18 protein-coding genes are annotated in these 21,554 nt (G+C 69.4%); 17 read left to right on the top strand and 1 reads right to left on the bottom strand.

Going from position 1 to position 21,554, the window contains the following annotated elements:
- Positions 1–24 precede the first annotated feature (24 nt).
- The 17 genes from LVB77_RS12750 (at position 25) to LVB77_RS12670 (ending at position 20,121) form a co-directional block, all read left to right on the top strand.
- Positions 25–837: an ankyrin repeat domain-containing protein gene (locus tag LVB77_RS12750; protein ID WP_232906483.1), complete on the top strand. Its 813-nt coding sequence runs from the start codon at positions 25–27 to the stop codon at positions 835–837.
- Positions 838–850: 13 nt separating this feature from the next.
- Positions 851–1,348: a hypothetical protein gene (locus LVB77_RS12745; RefSeq protein WP_232906482.1), complete on the top strand. Its 498-nt coding sequence runs from the start codon at positions 851–853 to the stop codon at positions 1,346–1,348.
- Between the two features lie 302 nt (positions 1,349–1,650).
- Positions 1,651–2,376: a 4-hydroxy-tetrahydrodipicolinate reductase gene (gene dapB / locus LVB77_RS12740; RefSeq protein ID WP_232906481.1), complete on the top strand. Its 726-nt coding sequence runs from the start codon at positions 1,651–1,653 to the stop codon at positions 2,374–2,376.
- Between the two features lie 114 nt (positions 2,377–2,490).
- Positions 2,491–3,450 (top strand): zinc metalloprotease, encoded by a 960-nt coding sequence (locus tag LVB77_RS12735; RefSeq protein WP_232906480.1) that lies wholly within the window; start codon positions 2,491–2,493, stop codon positions 3,448–3,450.
- A 286-nt stretch (positions 3,451–3,736) separates the two neighbouring features.
- Positions 3,737–4,864: a glutamine-hydrolyzing carbamoyl-phosphate synthase small subunit gene (gene carA / locus LVB77_RS12730; RefSeq protein WP_232906479.1), complete on the top strand. Its 1,128-nt coding sequence runs from the start codon at positions 3,737–3,739 to the stop codon at positions 4,862–4,864.
- Positions 4,861–5,442, top strand: coding sequence for a hypothetical protein (locus tag LVB77_RS12725; protein ID WP_232906478.1), 582 nt, complete (start codon positions 4,861–4,863; stop codon positions 5,440–5,442). The genes carA and LVB77_RS12725 overlap by 4 nt, the downstream gene beginning before the upstream one ends.
- Positions 5,442–5,885, top strand: a complete 444-nt coding sequence (locus tag LVB77_RS12720; protein WP_232906477.1) for a hypothetical protein — start codon at positions 5,442–5,444, stop codon at positions 5,883–5,885. Before LVB77_RS12725 ends, LVB77_RS12720 begins: the two co-directional genes overlap by 1 nt.
- Before the next feature lie 49 nt (positions 5,886–5,934).
- Positions 5,935–6,585, top strand: a complete 651-nt coding sequence (locus LVB77_RS12715; protein ID WP_232906476.1) for a hypothetical protein — start codon at positions 5,935–5,937, stop codon at positions 6,583–6,585.
- Between the two features lie 4 nt (positions 6,586–6,589).
- Positions 6,590–9,838, top strand: coding sequence for a carbamoyl-phosphate synthase large subunit (gene carB / locus LVB77_RS12710; RefSeq protein ID WP_232906475.1), 3,249 nt, complete (start codon positions 6,590–6,592; stop codon positions 9,836–9,838).
- A gap of 181 nt (positions 9,839–10,019) precedes the next feature.
- Positions 10,020–10,496: a transcription elongation factor GreA gene (gene greA / locus LVB77_RS12705; RefSeq protein ID WP_232906474.1), complete on the top strand. Its 477-nt coding sequence runs from the start codon at positions 10,020–10,022 to the stop codon at positions 10,494–10,496.
- A 25-nt stretch (positions 10,497–10,521) separates the two neighbouring features.
- A complete protein-coding gene (locus LVB77_RS12700; RefSeq protein WP_232906473.1) occupies positions 10,522–11,469 on the top strand; it encodes a phosphoglycerate mutase in 948 nt (315 codons plus the stop codon).
- A 10-nt stretch (positions 11,470–11,479) separates the two neighbouring features.
- Entirely contained in the window at positions 11,480–13,195 is a 1,716-nt protein-coding gene (gene recJ / locus LVB77_RS12695; RefSeq protein ID WP_232906472.1) for a single-stranded-DNA-specific exonuclease RecJ, read from the top strand.
- Between the two features lie 95 nt (positions 13,196–13,290).
- Complete coding sequence (locus LVB77_RS12690; RefSeq protein ID WP_232906471.1) at positions 13,291–14,094, top strand: TSUP family transporter; 804 nt, start codon at positions 13,291–13,293, stop codon at positions 14,092–14,094.
- A 187-nt stretch (positions 14,095–14,281) separates the two neighbouring features.
- Entirely contained in the window at positions 14,282–14,668 is a 387-nt protein-coding gene (locus LVB77_RS12685; RefSeq protein WP_232906470.1) for a CopL family metal-binding regulatory protein, read from the top strand.
- A 120-nt stretch (positions 14,669–14,788) separates the two neighbouring features.
- A complete protein-coding gene (locus LVB77_RS12680) occupies positions 14,789–17,518 on the top strand; it encodes a TonB-dependent receptor (RefSeq protein WP_232906469.1) in 2,730 nt (909 codons plus the stop codon).
- A gap of 78 nt (positions 17,519–17,596) precedes the next feature.
- On the top strand, positions 17,597–18,289 hold the full coding sequence (locus LVB77_RS12675) for a PepSY domain-containing protein (RefSeq protein WP_232906468.1): 693 nt from the start codon (positions 17,597–17,599) through the stop codon (positions 18,287–18,289).
- 8 nt (positions 18,290–18,297) lie between these two features.
- On the top strand, positions 18,298–20,121 hold the full coding sequence (locus LVB77_RS12670) for a 2Fe-2S iron-sulfur cluster-binding protein (protein ID WP_232906467.1): 1,824 nt from the start codon (positions 18,298–18,300) through the stop codon (positions 20,119–20,121).
- Positions 20,122–20,181: 60 nt separating this feature from the next.
- Here LVB77_RS12670 and LVB77_RS12665 read toward each other — a convergent pair whose 3' ends face one another.
- The gene (locus LVB77_RS12665) at positions 20,182–21,552 is read right to left on the bottom strand and encodes a serine protease (protein ID WP_232906466.1); all 1,371 of its coding nucleotides are present in this window, start codon (positions 21,550–21,552) and stop codon (positions 20,182–20,184) included.
- Between the last annotated feature and the right edge of the window lie 2 nt (positions 21,553–21,554).

Raw genomic sequence — 21,554 nt, 5'->3', positions numbered from 1 at the left:
CCCCGGGCCGCTGGAACCGCACGCATGCGCCGACTGTTACGCCTGCTGGCCCTGTGCGCCTCGTTGCTGGGCGTCAACGCCGCGTTCGCGCGCGTGCCCGCGGCCGAACGCGTCTTCGCCGGCGAGCAGTTGGTGCTGGCGCAGGCGATCGCGCGCGGCCGCGTCGAGGACGTGCGCCGCCTGGCCGCGACGATGGGCGCGGACGCGCTCAATCGGCCCGGCGCGCAGGACATGACCCTGCTGTTCTTCGCCTTGCAGCACGCCTTCGGCGAAAAGGCCGACGGCTTGCGCATCCTCGGCGCGCTGGTCGAAGCCGGCGCGGATCCGTTGCAGGAAGTCGAGGGCCTGGGCAGCGTGGCCGGCGTGGCGATGCGCGCCAAAAGTCCGCGCTACATCGACGCCCTGTTGCTGGCCGGGCTGGACCCCGACGCCGCCGAAGGCGGCACGCCGCTGTTGTTCGATGCGGTCGAGGCGCCGAGCCTGGAAGCCGTGCGCCTGATGCTGGAGCGAGGCGCGGCCATCGACCGCCACGACACGTTGGGCAATACCGCGCTGATGAAGGCGCTGATGTCGATGCGCCTGGATACCGTGGATTTTTTGCTGGATCGCGGCGCCGATCCGCAGGTCGTCAATATCAACGGCGTGTCCTTCGCCGGCCAGCTGCAGTTCCAGATCGGCCGGCAAAGCGAGGGCTCGCCCGCGCAGCGCAAGATGCATGCGATCCGCGACCGCCTGATCGCGCGCGGCCAAGTCTGGCCGCCGCTGTCGCGCGAGGCCGAGCGCGAGCGCATGCGCCAGCGCGGGCAGACGCCGGATGCGTTGTTGCCGGTGCGCTGAGGAGTACGAATGCATGAAATCGGTCGTTAGCCGCCTCGCTATCCGGTCCGCGCTCGCCACGTTGCTGTGCGCGTCGACATTGCCGGCATCCGCGGCCTGCCTGGGCGCGACGCCGCTGCAGGCCGCGCACGCCTGGTTCGAACGTCACTACACGTTCTGGAACGATCCGCCCGCAGTTCTGCGCGACAACTTCGCGCCGCCCTTGCTGGCGCTGCTGCTGCGCGAACGGACGTGCAGCGAGCAGGGCGTGTGCGCGATCGGCGCCGATCCCTGGCTGGATGCGCAGGACGGCGAGGCGCGCGATCCGCAGTTCCAAGTTGAGGCGGAGGGCGAGGGCGTGTCCACGGTGCGCCTGCGCTACCGCTTCGTGCTGGACGACGGCGCGCCCGCGCCCCTGCAGGAAGCGCGCCTGCGCTTCAGCGGCGAAGCGCGCTGCTGGCGTGCAAGCGATTTGGTCGGCCCGGATGGACGCTCGCTGGTGCAGAGCTTGCGCGAGTATCACGGCGAGTAGGCGGCCGGGGCTACTAAGGTCTGTGGGTTCCGGCTTTCGCCGGAATGACGGGCTGGGGAGCATTCGATTTTGTCGGGCAGGATGACGCGAGCCCGGAGCCTACAAATCCGTCATTCCGGCGAAAGCCGGAACCCCGTTTGATTTGGATTCCGCTGAACCGCGCGACGACCCAGCCACCGCAGCCTCTAGCCGGTTGCGGCTTCCGCCCGAATGCGGTGTTGAGGCGGTGGCAATACCGCGCGTTACAGCGTTGCCCAGCGCAACGCTTGTCGAACCCGCGCCGTAGCCGTTAGCCTGCCGGCATGAACGCGATCCCCCGACTCCTGATCCACGGCGCCTCCGGGCGCATGGGGCTGGCGCTGCTGCGCCTGGCCGCCGCACGCGACGATCTGAACGTGGTGGCCGCGGTGTCGCGCAAATCGCCGGCGCAGCGCGTCGTCGACGGCGTGCCGCAGTTCGCCGCCAGCGAGCTGTCGGGGGTGCCCGAGTTCGACGTCGCCATCGATTTCAGCCTGCCCGAAGGCTTCGACCCGGTGCTGGCGCTGTGCGCGCAGCGCGGCAGCGCCCTGGTCTCGGGCACCACCGGCCTGTCGTCGGAGCAGAACCGCGCCATCGAGGCCGCCTCGCAGCGCATCGCCGTGGTCTGGGCGGCCAACTACAGCCTGGGCGTGGCGGTGCTGGCCGAACTGGTGCGCCGCGCCGCGGCGGCGTTGCCGGCCTGGGACTGCGACATCGTCGAGGCCCATCACACCCGCAAGCTCGACGCGCCCTCCGGCACGGCGCTGCACCTGGGCCAGGCGGTGGCGATCGGCAGCGGCCGCGACCCGCATTACGCCAGCCTGCGCGCGGGCGACATCGTCGGCGAGCACACGGTGCAGTTCGCCAGCGCCGGCGAGCGTTTGGAACTGATCCACCGCGCGACCAACCGCGACATCTTCGCCCGCGGCGCGCTGGAAGCCGCGCTCAAGGTGGTGCGCCAGGCGCCCGGCCGCTACGGCCTGGCCGAGCTGATGTTCCCGAATCTGTGACCCCCTGAGCGATTCCCTGGCGGTTCCGCGCCTGCGGGCCGTCATGTGCGGCTTGCGCATCCTCCACATTGGCCCCGCCGCGCTGTAGCGGCGCATCCATAGGAGGGAGACACCATGCGTAGGAACGGAAAAATCGCCACCGCCGCGGCGTTGTCGCTGCTGGCCCTGCCGTTCGTCTGGCAGCAGGCCACGGCCCAGGACGAACCGGTCGCCGAGACCGTGGTCGCCACGGCCAACGGTTACAGCAAGCAACCGGTCATCACGATTCGCGACGAGCGCGGCACCGAGCGCCAGGGCCTGCGCTGCGGCACGCCGGTCAGCAGCCCGGCCAAGCGGCTGGAAGTGCAGCAGCGTCTGCAGCAGTTGCGCGCGCGCCAGAACGAGATGGTCGCCTTCGGCGTGAGCCCCACGGCCGTGACCAAGAACGTGCCGGTCTGGTTCCACGTGGTCACCCGCACCGACAACACCGGCAACGTCACCGACAGCCGCATCCAGCAGCAGATGCAGGTGCTCAACGCCGCCTACGCCGGGCGCGGTTTCACCTTCACCCTGGCCGGCACCACGCGCACCAAGAACAACAGCTGGTTCAACAACTGCCTGAGCAACGAGATGGCGATGAAGAACGCGCTGGCGGTCAACCCGGCCAAGAACCTCAACATCTACACCTGCACGCCGGGCGGCTATCTGGGCTATGCCTACACACCGGAGCAGTATCCCGAATCGTCCAAGCGCCACGGCACGGTCATCCTGCATTCCTCGTTGCCCGGCGGTTCGGCGACCAACTACAACCTTGGCGACACGGTCACCCACGAGGTCGGCCATCACCTGGGGCTGGAGCACACCTTCGAAGGCGGCTGCAGCGCACCCGGCGATTACGTCGCCGATACGCCGCCGCAGGCCAGCCCCACCTCCGGTTGCCCGGTCGGGCGCGACAGCTGTCCGGGCGGCGGGCTGGACCCGATCCGCAACTTCATGGACTACAGCTACGACAGCTGCATGAACACCTTCAGCACCGACCAGAGCATCCGCATGCAGGACCTGGTGGCGACCTACAAGCCTTCGCTGGGCAGCTGAGGCCGGCCGCCGCGCCCCGCACGGGGCGTGGCACCCGGTTTGCCGATCCCGGCGCGAGCCGCCGGGATCGGACGGGTTCAAGGTGAACGGCCGATTTCCGCGCGCGGGAATGCGCGCGGAAACCGCGTTTGCGGCTGGCGTTCGGCGCCCGCCGCCGGTACAATTCCCGCTCGCCTGAACCCCGCCCGCCGGACCGGTCCCGCACCGCGTCCGTGTTTTGCTGCAAGCCGGTTTTGCCGGTGCGCGCTGGACGGGGTCAGTATCCCCGGCAGCCAAGGCGACCCCCGTGACCCAACCCGCAATCCTCGCTCTCGAAGACGGCACCGTATTCGAGGGCGTTTCCGTAGGCGCGCCCGGCCTCAGCGTCGGCGAAGTCGTCTTCAATACCGCCATTACCGGCTACCAGGAAATCCTCACCGACCCGTCCTACGCGCGCCAGCTGGTCACGCTGACCTACCCGCACGTGGGCAACACCGGTTGTACCGACCAGGACGACGAGGCCGGCCAGGTCTGGGCTTCGGGCCTGATCGTGCGCGACGTGCCGCGCCGCCCCAGCAACTGGCGCAGCCAGGTCGCGCTGCCGCAGTGGCTGGCCGAGCGCGGTGTGGTCGCGATCGCCGACATCGACACCCGCAAGCTCACGCGCCTGCTGCGCGACCGCGGCGCCCAGAACGGCGCGCTGATGGCGGGCGAGGGCATCGACGCGGCCAAGGCCATCGAGGCCGCGCGCAAGTTCCCCGGCCTCAAGGGCATGGACCTGGCCAAGGAAGTCAGCACGCGTCAGCGCTACGAATGGCGCGACGGCCAGCTCGACCTGGACGCCAACGCCTTCGTCCGGGCCGAGCCGCGGTTCCACGTCGTCGCCTACGACTTCGGCGTCAAGCACAACATCCTGCGCATGCTCGCCGAGCGCGGCTGCAAGGTCACCGTGGTACCGGCGCAGACGCCGGCCGCCGACGTGCTGGCGCTGAACCCCGACGGCGTGTTCCTGTCCAACGGCCCCGGCGATCCGGAGCCCTGCGACTACGCGATCGCCGCGATCCGCGAGTTCCTGGCGCGCAAGCTGCCCACCTTCGGCATCTGCCTGGGCCACCAGCTGCTGGGCCTGGCCGCGGGCGCCAAGACGCTGAAGATGAAGTTCGGCCACCACGGCGCCAACCACCCGGTCCAGGACCTGGACTCGGGCCGGGTCATGATCACCTCGCAGAACCACGGCTTCGCGGTCGACGAGGCCAGCCTGCCGGGCAACGTGCGCGTCATCCACCGCTCGCTGTTCGACGGCAGCAACCAGGGCATCGAGCTCAGCGACGCGCCGGCTTTCAGCTTCCAGGGCCACCCGGAAGCCAGCCCCGGCCCGCACGATGTCGCGCCGCTGTTCGACCGGTTCGTCGCCAGCATGGAGGCGGCACGATGAAGGCCTTCGCCGCCGCCGTCGCTGTCGCCGCGGGCCTGGCCTGGTCGGCGCCTGCCGCCGCCGCCGTGCCCACCGATGCCGAGGTCGTGCAGATCCAGAAGCTGCTGGGTTTCGACGTCGCGATCGAACGCGTGATCGTCGGCAAGATCGACAAGGCCGACGAGTTCAAGGCGTTCAACGACACCCAGCGCGGCTGCATCAAGAGCGAGCTGCTGCCGGAGTTCCGCAACGTCATGCGCCAATCCTTCCGCGACCTGTTCGGCGACGGCGACACCATCGCCGCCTGGACCGCGTTCGGTCAGACCAAGGGCGGCGCCAAGTTCGTCGCCGGCATGCGCAGCCAGATCCTGGCCAGCATCGACAGCGCCGTGGAAGGCACGGCCAAGCAGCCCGAGGCGCCCGAGTTCTTCAAGGGCATGGACGCCGAGGAGCTGATGCAGGTGATGGAGTTCATGCAGAGCCCGGCCGGCAAGGTGCTGGAGCGCGACTTCCCCGACACCGACATCACCCCGGCGCAGGTCGAGAAGGTCGGCCAGCGCGTGTCCGAGCGCTGCGGCATCGAGATGCCCAAAGTCTGATGGACGCCGCGTCCGCACCGCGCAAGCCGGGGCGCCGATGGCGCCGCTGGCTGCTTGCCGGCGCGCTGTTCGCGGCCTATCCGGCGTTCGTGCTGATCGCGACCTATACGCAGTTCTTCGCCGCCGGCCTGCCGGGCGGACGCAACGGCCCCGCCGACGCCTACCGGCATTCGCTGGCCAGCGCCGTGGTCGCCTACACCACCTCGCCGCGGCTGGTGGACTGGGTGACGCGGGTGATGGAACGCGACGGGCAGGGCACGCGCAGCCGCGCCATGGACGCGCACAACAACCGCATCGGCGCACGCATCGGCAGCGGCGCCGACAGCTGGAGCGCGATGCAGTCGGCGGTGCGCGAGGCCGTGCGCGCCGGCGCCGTCGACGCGCGCGGCGCCGATCAGATCACCTGGCTGCCGCCGGGCGACTGGCAGGACCGCCTGTACTGATGCCGCACACCCACCTCTCATCGCGACGCGCACCCAACGGAGACAAGGAATGACCCTGCAAGCCCGCTGCCTCACCGTCGCCGCCGCCGCCGTGCTGGCGCTGCTGCCGCTCGCCGCCACCGCCCAGAACGCCCAGGTGCAGGCCGACAAGCTCACCGAAGTGATGCTGCAGATGCTGCCGTTCGGCAAGATTCTCGACGATGCCGCCGCCGCCGATCCGAGCTGGCCGGTGCAGGGCAAGGCCGACAAGGTCACGCCGGCGCAGCTGAGCTGCCTGCGCGGCGAGCTGTCCTCGCGCGGCTACGCGCGCAGCAAGCGCGCCGAGGCCCTGACCTACGTCAAGGCCAACCCCGATCGCGTCGACGCCGACCTGGCCCTGCTCAACGGCGGCGCCGCCAGCGTGTTCGCCGATTTCGTCAACGCCGGCGTCAACGAAGCCCAGGGCGGCCAGAAGGTCGAACCCACCGACGTGATGAAGAAGATGAAGGCCGACCAGATGCTGTCCTTCGTCGATTTCATCACCGAGACCAAGCACGCGCCGCTGCGCGAGCTGGTCGGCATCGGCGAAGCCTTCGACCCCGCCAAGAGCTCGCAGCAGAACAGCGACGCCGGCAAGAGCGTCGGCACCCGACTGGTGCTGAAGCTGATGCTGGGCGCCATGAAAACCTGCGACGTACCGCCTTCCACGATTCTCGAGTAAGACTATGCCCAAGCGCACCGACATCAAAACCGTCCTGATCATCGGCGCCGGGCCGATCGTGATCGGTCAGGCCTGCGAATTCGATTACTCCGGCGCGCAGGCCTGCAAGGCCCTGCGCGACGAAGGCTATCGCGTGGTGCTGGTGAATTCCAATCCCGCCACCATCATGACCGACCCGAACATGGCCGACGCCGTGTACATCGAGCCGATCAACTGGCAGACGGTCGAGAAGATCATCGCCAAGGAAAAGCCCGACGCGCTGCTGCCGACCATGGGCGGCCAGACCGCGCTCAATTGCGCGCTCGATCTGGCCGACAACGGCGTGCTGGAGAAGTACAACGTCGAGCTGATCGGCGCCAAGCGCGAGGCCATCCGCATGGCCGAGGACCGCGAGCTGTTCCGCGTGGCGATGAAGGAAATCGGCCTGGAATGCCCGAAGGCCGAAGTCGCGCGCACGCTGGAAGAGGCGATCGACATCCAGACCCGCGTCGGCTACCCGACCATCATCCGCCCCAGTTTCACCCTGGGCGGCAGCGGCGGCGGCATCGCCTACAACCGCGAGGAACTGGTCGAGATCGTCACCCGCGGCCTGGAGCTTTCGCCGACCACCGAAGTGCTGGTCGAGGAGTCGGTGCTGGGTTGGAAGGAGTTCGAGATGGAGGTGGTCCGCGACACCTCGGACAACTGCATCATCGTGTGCTCGATCGAGAACTTCGACGCCATGGGCGTGCACACCGGCGATTCGATCACCGTCGCGCCGGCGCAGACCCTGACCGACAAGGAATACCAGCGCCTGCGCGACGCCTCGATCGCGGTGCTGCGCAAGATCGGCGTCGACACCGGCGGCTCCAACGTGCAGTTCGGCATCAACGCGCAGAACGGCCGCGTGGTGGTGATCGAGATGAATCCGCGCGTGTCGCGCTCCTCGGCGCTGGCCTCCAAGGCCACCGGCTTCCCGATCGCCAAGATCGCCGCCAAGCTGGCGGTGGGCTACACCCTGGACGAATTGCGCAACGAGATCACCGGCGGCGCCACTCCGGCCTCGTTCGAGCCGACCATCGACTACGTGGTCACCAAGATTCCGCGCTTCGCGTTCGAGAAGTTCCCGCAGGCCGACGCGCGCCTGACCACGCAGATGAAGTCGGTGGGCGAAGTGATGGCCATGGGCCGTACCTTCCAGGAGTCGCTGCACAAGGCCCTGCGCGGGCTGGAGACCGGCAAGGTCGGCCTGGACCCGACCGGCCTGGACCTGTCCAGCGAGGTCGATCTGGTCAAGCTGCGCCGCGAGCTCAAGGAGCCGGGCCCGGAGCGCATGTTCCATATCGGCGACGCCTTCCGCGCCGGCATGAGCGTGGAGGACGTGCACGCGCTGTCCTTCGTCGATCCCTGGTTCCTGGACCAGATCGAGGAACTGATCGCCGCCGAGCGCACGCTGGCCGACGCCGGCCTGGCCTCGCTGGATCGGGACCGCATGCGCGCGCTCAAGCGCATGGGTTTCTCCGACGCGCGCATCGCCCAGCTCACCGGCACCGACGAGACCGCCGTGCGCACGCTGCGCCGCGCCCTGGGCGTGCGCCCGGTGTACAAGCGCGTGGACTCCTGCGCGGCCGAGTTCGCCACCACCACCGCCTACATGTACTCGACCTACGAGGACGAGTGCGAGGCGCAGCCGACCAACCGCGACAAGATCATCGTGCTCGGCGGCGGCCCCAACCGCATCGGCCAGGGCATCGAGTTCGACTACTGCTGCGTGCATGCCGCGCTGGCCCTGCGCGAGGACGGCTACGAAACCATCATGGTCAACTGCAACCCGGAGACCGTGTCGACCGACTACGACACCTCCGACCGCCTGTACTTCGAGCCGCTGACGCTGGAAGACGTGCTGGAAATCGCCGACCTCGAAAAACCCAAGGGCGTGATCGTCCAGTACGGCGGCCAGACCCCGCTGAAGCTGGCGCGCGCGCTGGAGGCCAATGGCGTGCCGATCATCGGCACCTCGCCGGACAGCATCGACCTGGCCGAGGACCGCGAGCGCTTCCAGCAGCTGGTGCAGGAACTGGGGCTGGCGCAGCCGATCAACCGCACCGCGCGCAATCCCGACGAAGCCCTGCTGCTGGCCGGCCAGATCGGTTACCCGATGGTGGTGCGTCCCAGCTACGTGCTGGGCGGCCGCGCGATGGAAATCGTCTATTCCGACGCCGACCTCACGCGCTACATCCGCGACGCGGTCAAGGTGTCCAACGATTCGCCGGTGCTGCTGGACCGCTTCCTCGACAACGCCGTCGAGGTCGACGTCGACATCATCGCCGACCGCGAGGGCCACGTGCTGATCGGCGGCGTGATGGAGCACATCGAGGAGGCCGGTGTGCATTCCGGCGATTCCTCGTGCTCGCTGCCGCCGTACTCGCTGTCGCAGGCGACCCAGGACGAGCTGCGCAAGCAGGTCGTGGCGCTGGCCAAGTCGCTCAAGGTCGTGGGCCTGATGAACACCCAGTTCGCGATCCAGACCGACGCCGAAGGCCGCGACACCGTGTTCCTGATCGAAGTGAATCCGCGCGCCTCGCGCACGGTGCCGTTCGTGTCCAAGGCCACCGGCATGGCGCTGGCCAAGATCGCCGCGCGTTGCATGGTCGGCCAGACCCTGGCTTCGCAGGGCGCGCTGGAAGAGATCGTGCCGGACTACTACTCGGTCAAGGAAGCGATCTTCCCGTTCGCCAAGTTCCAGGGCGTGGACCCGATCCTGGGGCCGGAGATGCGCTCCACCGGCGAGGTGATGGGCGTGGGCAAGAACTTCGGCGCGGCCATGGCGCGCGCGCAGGAAGCCGGCGGCATCAAGGCGCCGCCGGTGGGCAAGGTGTTCGTGTCGGTGCGCGATCCGGACAAGCAGCGCGTGCTGCCGGTGGCGCAGGAACTGGTGCGCCGTGGCTACAGCCTGGTCGCCACCAGCGGCACCCAGGCCTTCTTCGCCGGCCACGGCGTGGCCTGCGACGTGGTCAACAAGGTCACCGAAGGCCGCCCGCACGTGGTCGACCTGATCAAGAACGGCGAGATCGTCTACATCATCAACACCACCGAAGGCCGTCAGGCCATCTCGGACTCGTTCTCGATCCGCCGCGAGGCGCTGCAGGCGCGCGTCACGTACTCGACCACGGTGTCGGGCGCGCGCGCGCTGGTGAACTCGCTGGACTACCGCGGCCAGGGCCCGGTGTGGTCGCTGCAGGAACTGCACGCGCAGATCCAGGGCGCGGCCTGAGCCCGACGGGACGCGGACCGGTTCCGCGTCCCGATCGTCCGCGGGCACGCTGCGGGCGAGGCTTGTTTTTCAAGGATTTTTGCGACGGCGCCCCACGGGGTGCCAAGCGGCCGCGTTCGCGGCACAATCGAACTTTGCAAACGGATGCGACCGGCCGCCGGCCGGCACGAGGAACGACGAGATGAGAGCACCGATCACGGTGAAGGGCGCGCAGCGCCTGCGCGCGGAACTGGAAGAGCTGAAGTCGGTCAAGCGGCCGGCCGTGATCAATGCGATCGCCGAAGCGCGCGCGCACGGCGACCTCAAGGAGAACGCCGAGTACCACGCCGCGCGCGAGCAGCAGAGCTTCATCGAGGGCCGCATCAAGCAGCTCGAGTCCGAGCTCTCGCACGCCCAGCTGATCGACGTGGCCACGCTCAACGCCGGTTCCAAGATCGTGTTCGGCGCCACCGTCGAGCTGGCCGACGTGGAGACCGACGAGGAACGCACCTACCAGATCGTCGGCGACCTGGAAGCGGACATCAAACAGGGCCTGATCGCGATTTCCTCGCCGGTCGCGCGCGCCCTGATCGGCAAGCACGAGGGCGACAGCGTCGTCATCGAGGCGCCCGGCGGTACCCACGAGTACGAGATCGTGGGCGTCAGTTACGCCGGCTGATCCGGCTGCGAGCGTCAGGCCGCGCATGACCGCCGCCACCGCGACCCTGTTGCTGCCGCAGCGCGAGCGCTACGGCGGCCAGCGCCTGTCCGAGGACCTGGGCCGCCGGCTCGCGCGCGCCGATCGCGTCGCGCGCGAGGGCGATCCGCTGACGCGCGTGCTCGACATCCTGCCGCGCGGCTGGCCGGTGGCCGCGGCCACGCGCCAGCGCGACGCCGGCGACGCCGCGCACGCGGCCTGGCTGCGCGCCGATCCGGCCTACGTGCGGCCCGACATCAACGGCGCGCGCCTGCTCGCCTACGGCGAAGCGCTGGGCCTGGACGAGGCCGAGGCGGGCGAATTCCTGCGCAGCCTCAAACCGGCGTTCGGCGATGCCGGTTTCCCGATCGATGCGCCGCACCCCGCGCGCTGGTACCTGCGCCTGCCGCAGGGCGCCAAGCTGCCGCAGTTCGCCAGTCCGGAGACCGCGCTGGGCGCGGACCTGTTCGAACACCTGCCGGACGCGGCCGACAACAGCCCCGAAGGCCGGCGCTGGCGCTCGCTGCTGAGCGAGGCGCAGGTGATCCTGCACAACCATCCGCGCAACGCCCAGCGCGTCGCCGCCGGCCGCGCGCCGGTGAACTCGCTGTGGTTCTGGGGCGCGGGCGTGCTGCCCGATCACGTGCGCAGTACCTATGCGCGCATCTGCAGCGACGACGAGGCCCTGACCGCGCTGGGCGCGCTGGCCGGCGCGCGCGTGTCGGCGCTGCCGCCGCGCTGGAGCGCGGGCGAGGGCGATCTCGCCGTCGATCTGCGCCGCAGCCGCGACCTGACGGCGCTGGAACGCGACTGGCTGACGCCGCTGGCCGCCGAACTCGACGCCGGCCGCTTGAGTCGGATCGTGCTGGAGTTCGGCGACGGCGAGGCCTACCAGCTCGCGCGCGGCCAGCGTTGGCGTTTCTGGCGCCGTCCGCTGCGTTCGCTGCAGCCGTGAGCGCGCGCGCATGAACGAAGCCGCCCGCCTGCGCCGGCGCGAGATCGCCGATCCCGGCGCCTGGCCCGACAGCGTGCCGCCGCTGCTGCAGCGCGTGTACGCCGCGCGCGGCGCGATCGCGATCGAGCAGGCGCAACCGCGCCTGGCGCAGCTGTTGCCGCCCGACGGCCTGAGCGGGCTGGAGGCCGCCACCGCCTTGCTCGCCGACGCCATCGCACAGGACCGTCACATCGTCGTGGTCGGCGATTTCGACTGCGACGGCGCCACTGCCTGCGCGGTCGGCGTGCGCGGGCTGCGCATGCTCGGCGCGCGCCGGGTCTCGCACGCGGTGCCCAACCGCATCGTGCACGGCTACGGCCTGTCGCCGGCGCTGGTCGAGGAACTGGCCGCGCTGCAACCCGATCTGCTGGTCACCGTCGATCACGGCATCGCCTGCCACGCCGGCATCGCCGCGGCCAAGGCGCGCGGCTGGCAGGTGCTGGTCACCGATCACCATCTGCCCGGCGAGCAGCTGCCGCCCGCCGACGCCATCGTCGATCCCAACCTGCCCGGCGATGCCTTCCCCAGCAAGGCGCTGGCCGGCGTCGGGGTGATGTTCTACGTGCTGCTGGCGCTGCGGCGTGCGTTGCGCGAGCAGGGCCGCTGCGAGGGCAACGGCCCCGACCTGCAAGTGCTGCTGGACCTGGTCGCGGTCGGCACCGTCGCCGACCTGGTGCCGCTGGACGCCAACAACCGCGCCCTGGTCGCCGCCGGCCTGCGCCGGCTGCGCGCGGGGCAGGGCGGCGCCGGCCTGCGCGCGCTGATCGAAGTCTCGCAGCGCGACGCGCGCCGCCTCACCGCCAGCGACATCGGCTACGCGCTGGCGCCGCGCCTCAACGCCGCCGGCCGGCTCGAGGACATGGCGTTGGGCATCGAATGCCTGCTGACCGAGAACGAAGCGCAGGCGCGCGAGATCGCCTACAGCCTCAACGAGATCAATGCCGAACGGCGCGCGGTGCAGCAGCAGATGACCGACGAGGCCGCGGCCGCGTTCGCCAAGGTCGCGCTGGATGCGCTGCGCGCGCCGCTGGCGGTGTGCCTGTTCGACGAGGACTGGCATCCGGGCGTGGTCGGCCTGGTCGCATCCAAGATGAAGGAGCGCCTGCACCGCCCGGTGATCGCGTTCGCGCCGGCCGAGCCCGGCAGCGACGCGTTGCGCGGTTCGGCGCGTTCGATTCCCGGCTTCCATATCCGCGACGCCCTGGCCGATGTCGCCGCGCGCCATCCCGAGCTGATCGAGCGCTTCGGCGGGCACGCCATGGCCGCCGGTTTGTCGCTGCGCCGCGAATCGCTGGACGCGTTCCGCGCCGCCTTCGAGCGTTGCGCCGGCGCGCTGCTGACGCCGGAGCTGCTGCAGGCCGACGTGCTCAGCGACGGCGAACTGGGCGCGGGCGAGTTCGACCGCGTCAGCGCCGAGGTGCTGCGCGACGGCGGCCCGTGGGGCCAAGGCTTTCCGGAGCCGCAGTTCGACGGCGAGTTCCCGGTGCTGGGCTGGCGCGTGGTCGGCGAACGCCACCTCAAGCTCGAGCTCGGTCACCAGGGCCGGCGCTTGAACGCGATCGAGTTCGGCGGTTGGCACGGCGATCCGCCGCCGGCGCGGGTGCGCATCGCCTATCGCCTGGAGCCGGACGACTACCGCGGCGGCGATGCCGTGCAATTGGTGGTCACGCATCGCGAACCGGCGTAGCGCGCCTGCCCGCAGGCCGCGACGGCGGGCGCCCGCGTTCCAATTGCGCGCACTGGCGCCGACAATGAGCGCTCTCCCACACAGGCCGACCGTTGATGGAGTTCTCGTTCGAGGTCATCGCCTTCCTGATGGCCGTGGCCTTCGTCGCCGGCGCCATCGATGCGCTCGCCGGCGGCGGCGGTTTGCTGACGATTCCGGCGCTGATGGCGGTGGGCATCCCGCCGGTGGCGGCCATCGCCACCAACAAGCTGCAAAGCGCGGTCGGCACGTCCAGCGCGGTGCTCGCGTTCGCGCGCAAGGGTCATATCGATTTCCGTCGCTACGCCTTGCCGGCGCTGGGCGCGTTCCTGGGCTCGGCCGGCGGCGCCTGGCTGCTGCAGCGCCTGGACCCGTCCTTCCTCAGCGGCGTGATTCCGTTGCTGCTGATCGCGATGGCGGTGTATTTCCTGCTGGCGCCGCGCATGAGCGATCAAGACAGCCACCAGCGCATCGGCCCCTACGCGCTGGCGGCGCTGATCGCGCTGATCGGCGCCTACGACGGCTTCTTCGGCCCCGGCACCGGCTCGTTCATGGCCACCGTGCTGGTCGCGCTGGGCGGCTTGGGCGTGGTGCGCGCGACCGCGCAGACCAAGTTCTTCAACCTCGCCAGCAATCTGGCCGCGTTGGCGGTGATGATCGCCGGCGGCCACGTGCTGTGGCTGCTCGGGCTGTGCATGGCCGTGGCCAGCGTCGCCGGCGGCCAGCTCGGCGCGCACGCGGCGATGCGCTTCGGCGCGCGCGCGGTGCGTCCGGTGCTGGTGGTGATCTGCCTGGCGTTGACGGTGAAGTTGCTGTCGGACCCGGCCAATCCCTTGCGCGCGGCGATCGCGGCCGGCATCGCGGGGCCGGGCGCGGGCTAGGGCGGCAACAGCCGTTGTCGCGGCCGCGGCGCATCGGTGTTGTCGAGTCCGCGGATTCAGCTGCGCCATGCGTGCTAACGCACTATCACGGACGCGAGGGCAAGAGCGGCGTGCGGTTTCGTGCACGGTTGACATGCGCTTTTTGGCCGTGTTATCTCATCGTAGCGCTCTTGCCACGGCAAGTTTTATGTTCACCTACGGCACATTGCTGCGTTGCCTGTTGATCGTGGCGTTCTGCCTCGAGGGGACGCTGTCGCTGTGGAGCTCCAGCGCCATGGCCGCGCAGGACGCCGTTGCCGCCGCAACCCGCCTTGTCGCTGCCGACGGCGCGCTCGTCGCCGATGCGGATTGCGAGGAAGACCGTCCGCACGACGAGCAAGGCCGCGCGCCGCACCGCGATTGCGACTGCGGCACCGGCTCGGGTTGCTGCGCCTGTGCGTTCCCGGTCGTGGCCGCCGCGCATGGCGTGCCGTTCGCCGCGCAGCATCGGCTAGCCGTGCAGCCGCGGGCCTTGGCGTCGGCGCGCTTCGTTCCCGCCGTCGCCACCGGCGTATTCCGACCTCCGATCGTCTGATCCGGTCCGACCACCTGCGTGGTGGTCCCCGTCGTCCCTGACTTCGTTCCGCGTGCGCTTGCGTGCGTGGCCGAACTGCGGGCGCTCGAAACCAGATCACAAACCGTTCGGGGAGTTTTCATGTACCGCAAGCGCAACTATCTCGCCTCGGCGATCGGCCTGGTGCTGATCGCCGGCGCCAGCCATGCCGCCCACGCACAAGCCGCCGCGTCGGACACCGCGGTGGACGCCGCCGCGCAAGACGCGACCACCATCGACACGGTGACCGTCACCGGCAGCCACATCAAACGCGCGCAGATTTCCGGCGTCGGCCCGGTCACCGTGATCGACCGCGAAGCGATCCAGCGCTCCGGCGCGATTTCGGTGGACACGCTGTTGCAACGCCTGCCCGCCGCCGCGGGATTCGCCGGCAACCAGACCAACGCCTACTGGGCCGACAACGGCTACGGCACCACCCAGGTCAACCTGCGCGGTCTGGGCATCAACCGCACGCTGGTGCTGTTGAACGGCCGCCGCATCGTCAATGGCGGTACCGGCGCCAACAGCTCGGTCGACCTCAACGTGATTCCGATCGCGTTGATCGAGCGGGTCGAGGTGCTCAAGGACGGCGCATCGGCGATCTACGGCGCCGACGCGGTCGCCGGCGTGGTCAACATCATCACCAAGAAGAAGTTCGACGGCGTCGAGGCGTCCGTGCGCTACGGCCAGACCTTCCAGGGCGACGGCGACGAAACCGCGGTCGATCTGGCCTGGGGCATGAGCGGCGAGCGCGGTTCGATCATGGCCGCGATCAACTACGCCGAAGGCGGCACGGTCAACATGGCCGACCGCGCGCCCTGCGGCTTGGGCGAGTCCGACGGCCGGCTGGTGTGCGAGGGCAGCTCGACCACCATCGGCGGCCGCGCCGTGCTCGCCGACGGGCGCCGAGTCAACTTCAACCAGGACCCGAACGGCGACGGCGATTTCTACGAGACCTATTCGGCCAAGCACAACTACAACGGCAACCCGTATCTCAACGCGGTCAACCCGATCAAGCGCCTGAGTTTCAGCAGCTTCGGCAACTTGAACCTCAACGACGACCTGCGCTTGTTCACCGAGCTGATGTACACCAACCGTCAGTCCAATCAGCTGGCCACGCCGGGCGCGATCGGCCAGTACCGGCCGATCAACATCGCCGCCAACCATCCCACCAACCCGACCGGGCAGAACCTGCTGCTGCAGCGTCGCCGTCTGCAGGAAGCCGGCGCGCGCGAGTTCTATCAGGAAACCGATACCTTCCGCGTGGTGCTCGGCCTGGACGGCAAGTTCGGCGTCGGCTGGGACTGGTCGGCGGCGCTGAACTGGGGCCGCAACACCGGCATCGACGGGTCCGACAAGGTCGCCAACCTGGACCGCGTCGATCAGACCTTGAACACCGCCGTGTGCAGCAACGCGCCCGGCGCGGCGATTCCCTGCGCCGACTACCTGGGCTACGGCGACGTCACCCAGCAGGTGCTGGACTACATCATGTTCACCACCCGCGACAGCGGCGGCAACGAGCAGAAGAGCTTCACCGCCAACGTCAGCGGCCAGCTGTTCGAGCTGCCGGCCGGCTGGGTCGGCCTGGCGACCGGCGTGGAGGTGCGCAAGGAACGCGGCTGGCGCGATCCCGATCCGCTGACCGTGCTGGGCATCGCCAACACCAACCAGCAGCAGCGCATCGCCGGCGAGTACACCGCCAAGGAAGTGTTCGCCGAAATCGCCGTGCCGCTGCTGCAGGGTAAGGCCTTGGCCGATGCGTTGACGCTCAACGCCGCGGTGCGCTACTCCGACTACGACCTGTTCGGCGCAGACACCAACTACAAAGTCGGTCTGGACTGGCAGGTGGTGCCTTCCTTAAAGCTGCGCGCCAACTACGCGACCGCGTTCCGCATCCCCAACGTGCCCGAACTTTTCGGCGGCGTGTCCGAAGGCAACCTGACCACCACCGATCCCTGCGGCGGCTGGAGCAGCAAGCCGGCTTCGTCGGTGATCTATCAGAACTGCCAGGCCGCGGGCGTGCCGGTGGGCTACACCCAACTGGGCAATTCGGTCCTGACCACGGTCGGCGGCAACGCCGAGCTACAGCCGGAGGACGCCGAAACCCTGACCGTCGGCGCCGTCTGGACGCCGAGCTTCGCGCCCGACCTGACCCTGACCCTGGACTACTACAACATCAAGATCGACCATGCGATCCAGCGCATCGACGGGTCGACCAAGCTCGCGGTCTGCTACAACACGCCGGGCCTGAGCCATCCGTTCTGCAGCAGCGCCAACTTCACCCGCAACCCGCTGACCGGCGAGATCGATTTCCTTTCGGCCCAGCCGGTCAATGCCGCCAGCGAGCGCGTCTCGGGCCTGGACCTGGGCCTGCTGTATCAGTTCGAACTGGCCGGTTGGGACGCAAGCTTGAACTGGGACTTGTCGTATCTGAAGAACTACGACGTGCGTCCGTTCCTCGGCGCCGACGAGATCCGTTACGCCGGCAAGATCACCGGCGGCCGCGGCAGCTACACGCAGTGGCGCTGGTTCGGTTCGCTGACCCTGGCGCGCGGTCCGTGGTCAGGCTCGTACAGCGTGCAATACATCGGTTCGGCCGACGACATCAACGCCGCGCGCGGCGACATCGGCGACCGCGCGCCCAGCGTGAGCTACCACAACGTCCAGGCCAAGTACGCGTTCAGCGAGGCCTTCGATCTGTCGGTGGGCATCGACAACCTGTTCGACAAGTCGCCGCCCTTCATCCAAAGCTGGACCGACGCCAACACCGACACCATGACCTACGACCTGCTGGGCCGGCGTTGGAACCTCAAAGCCACCTACCGCTGGTGATGCGCAGCGGGCCCGCCGGTGGTCGCCGGCGGGACCGCGGCATCGCCGATATGCGCACGAATCGAGAGTGGTGAAGCTATGAAACCTGCCTTCTGGGCGCGCCGCGCCCACAAATGGATCGCCCTGGTGATCGGCGTCCAGGCCTTGCTGTGGATGATCAGTGGCCTGTACATGACGTCCATTTCGATCGACATCATCCACGGCGATCATCTGGCGCATACCCGCGCCAAACCGCTGTCCGCATCGGCCGCGTTCGTCGCGCCCGATACCTTGCGCGAACGCTATCCCGGACTGACCGCCTTCCGGCTCAAGCGTTTCATGGACCGCGAGGTCTATGAACTGCGCCAAGGCGGAAACGTAAGCCTGGTCGATGCGCGCAGCGGCGATCCGCTCAGCCCCTTGAACGAGGCGAGCGCGCGCGCGCTGGCGATGTCGCTCTATCAGGACGAGGCACCGATCGCGTCGGTGCAACTGCTGCGTGAGGCGCCGGGCGAAGTCAAAACCCGGCCGGTGCCGATGTGGCGCGTCGCGTTCGCCGACGACAACGAGACCGCGCTGTACCTGTCGCCGCAGACCGGCGAGCTGCTGGCCAAGCGCCACGACCTGTGGCGCTGGTTCGACTTCCTGTGGATGTTCCACATCATGGATTACGAGGAGCGCAGCGACGTCAACAACACCCTGCTGCGCGTCGCGTCCGGGCTGGGCCTGGTGTTCGCGCTCAGCGGTGTCTGGCTGCTGGTGTACAGCTTCAGCAAGAGGCGCCCCGCATGACGCCCTGGATGAGAACGCTGCACAAATGGGTGGGCCTGATCGTCGCGTTGCAGTTCGTGCTGTGGACCGCGAGCGGCCTGGTGATGAGCGTGCTCGATCACGAAACCGTCCAGGGGCATCGTCATCGCGCGCACGCCGCGCAGACCGTGCGCGCCTGGCCGCAGGGCACCCTGACGCCCGCGCAACTGCTGGCCCGCGCCGGCAAGCCGGTGCAGGCCGTGGAGGCGGCCTGGTTGCAGGAACGCCCGGTCTATCGCCTCAGCCACAAGGACAGCGTCTGGCTGCTCGACGCGCGCGACGGACGAGCGCTGAAGATCGACGCCGTCTTGGCCGGCGCCCTGGCCGCGGCGGACTACGTGGGCGATGGACGTCCCGCGACGCCGCAGTGGATGCAGGACGCCACGCTCGAAGTGCGCGGGCACGCGGGCCCGTTCTGGCGCGTGGATTTCGACGACGGCGACGGCACCACGTTGTACCTGTCGGCGCAGGACGGCCGCATCCTGGAGCGCCGCAACGACCGCTGGCGTCTGTTCGACATCTTCTGGATGTTGCACATCATGGATTACACCGGACGCCAGGACTTCAACAATCCGCTGGTGATCATGGCCGCGGCCGGCGGACTGTGGATCGCGCTGTCCGGGGTGTGGCTGCTGATCGCGAGCTTCCGCCTGGACGAGTTCGTGCCTGCGCGCTGGCGGCCGTCGCGCGCCTTGACGGTGTTCGACAACGCCGGCGACAAGCTGCGCTCCCTGGAATCGCACCGAGGCGACACGGTGTATCTGGCGATGGCGCGCAACGGCCTGCAACTGCCGTCGAACTGCGGCGGCGGACAGAGCTGCGGCCTGTGCGAGGTGCGGGTGCGCGGCGCGGCACCGGCGCCGACCAGCGCCGACCGCGCCCATCTCGACGAAAGCCGTCTGCGCAGCGGCCATCGCCTGGCCTGCAACCTGGCGCTGGACGGCGACCTGCAGGTCGAAGTGGCGGGCGGCGCGGGCCTGTGGACGCAGCGTGAGGCCACGGTCGAGTCGGTCACGGCGGTGGCCCCGTTCCTGCGCGAGATCGTATTGCGGCCCGAGCAGCCGCCGGGGCCGGAGTTCCAGCCCGGCGCCTACCTGCAGGTGCATGTGCCGGACTACCGCCTGCAGCGGGACGATGTCGTCTACCCCGACCACCACCGCGACGACTGGGCCGCGCTCGAGCTGCCGCAGGCCTTGCACAACAAGGACGCGGTGCGCCGTTCGTACTCGCTGGCGTTGCCGGTCGACAAGGCCGATGGGCGCCTGACCTTGCTGGCGCGCTTCAGTCCGGGCGCGCACCACAAGAAACGCGCGAGCTTCGGCAAGGGCTCGACCTACCTGTACTCGCTCAAAGCCGGCGACACGGTCCGTTACAGCGGTGCGTTCGGCGATTTCGCGGTCAAGCCGGGCGAGCGCGAAAAGGTGTTCATCGGCGGCGGGGCGGGCATGGCGCCGCTGCGGGCGATGATCCACGCGCGGCTCGACCGCGGCGCGCGCGAGCGCATCCACTACTGGTACGGCGCACGCACGCTGCGCGACGCGCCCTATGCGGCGGAGATGGCCGGGCTGGCGCGGACGCACGAAAACTTCAGCTGGCACCTGGTGTTGTCGGAGGAGGCCGGGCAGGGCGACGGCCTGGCTCAGGGCCTGGTGCACGAGGCCGCGCACGCGCATCTGCTCAGCCGGCATGCGGATGTGGCGGCGTGCGAGTTCTACGTCTGTGGCCCGCCGGCCATGCTGGCGGCGACGCGGCAACTGTTGCGCAAACTGGGCGTGCCCGACCAGCAGGTCGCGTTCGACGATTTCAAGATCTGAACGGAGACAGCCCCTCCCGCATGACAGCGGGAGGGGCTGCGGGGTGGCGCAGGCCGCGGATCAGGGACCGAAGTAGGACGAGATGCTGGACCACACGCCGCTGAGCTGCGAGTAGCCGTCCGGATCGCTGGGCGCCGAGCAGAACGAGGTTCCGCCGTAGAGGCCGCCGCGCAGCTGGTAGTCGCCCGAGCCGGCGATGGTGAACAGCGCCGAGCCCGAGGAGCCGCCCTCGGTGACGCCGGTGTTCCAAACCACGCGGGTCAGCGGCGACTTGCCGTCCAGCGTGTAGGACAGGCTGGTCACCGAACCCAGCGAGTACTTCTTCAGATCGCCCGCGGGGTGGTGAATGCCCTCGATCGCGGTGCCGTTGGTGGCGATGGCGCTGCTGTTCCAGGCCGCGTAGTGCGCACCGGTCGGCGGCGCGGTCTTGAGTTCCAGCAGCGAGGTGTCGCGCGTGGTGTTGGCGTGGCGCAGGTAGGCGCCGCCGGTCAGGGTGACCGCGCCGGGGTTGGCGGTGTCGTTGTTGCAGGCGGTGGCGTCGAAGAACCAGTAGGTCTGCAAGGTGTCCGCGACCTTCTGGGTGCTGATGCAGTGCGCGGCGGTCCAGAACAGCTGGCGCTTGGGCGAGTTGTTGTTGTTGAGCAGGGTGCCGGTGCACAGGTAGGACTTGCCCTTGGCCGTGTAGACCATGCGCGCCACGGCCTTGCTCGCGGCCAGGAAGCCGGCGGTGGGATTGACGCGACAGACGATGTCCTTCTCGCAGGCGCCGCTGGCGCCGATGCCGCTGGCCTTGGACAGGTCGCGGGTGTTCGAAGCCGGGTCCACGTCCAGGTGCGAGAGCTGCGGCACGCTCAGGTTGAAGGCGTCCGGGCGCTGGCCGGGGGCGAGCACGATTTCCACGGTCAGGGTGTCGCCGGCCACGGTCGGCGACCAGCCGGCCTCGTCGCCGCTGTAGCTGCGGCCGCTGTCGGTGAACACGCGGCCGTCGTTGCCGGCGAAGCGCAGGGTCACCGCCGACGGATCGCCGCCGGACTTGCGCGCCGAACGCAGGAGCAAGCCGGCGCGCAGGGCGACGGCGTGGGTCGAGGACAAGGTGAAGCGGGCGCCGTGCGAACCGTCGGGCAGGGCCTCCCAGTCCAGCGAGGTCAGGTCGACCTTGCTGCGCGCCACGTTGCGGGCGAAGCCGATTTCCAGCGGCTGGCCGTGCTTGTATTGGTCGGCGCGGCGCGTGCGCACGGCGGCCAGGCTGGCCGCATCGGGCAGACCCAGGTCGACCGCGCGTTGCGCGCGGACCTTGCCGCCGGTGGCGAAATCGGCGCCGCCCAGGGCGCTGGCCATAGGCCGGGCGGTCACCGGCGCGGACGACATTTCCGCCGCGCAAACCGCGCCCGCGGCGCAGGAAATACCGACCAACAGCGTGTAGCGAAGCATCC

The organism is Lysobacter sp. 5GHs7-4 (genome assembly GCF_021284765.1).
GTDB lineage: Bacteria > Pseudomonadota > Gammaproteobacteria > Xanthomonadales > Xanthomonadaceae > Lysobacter.
Note: the sequence above shows the minus strand (reverse complement) of the source record. Positions and strands in the feature narration are given on the sequence as shown.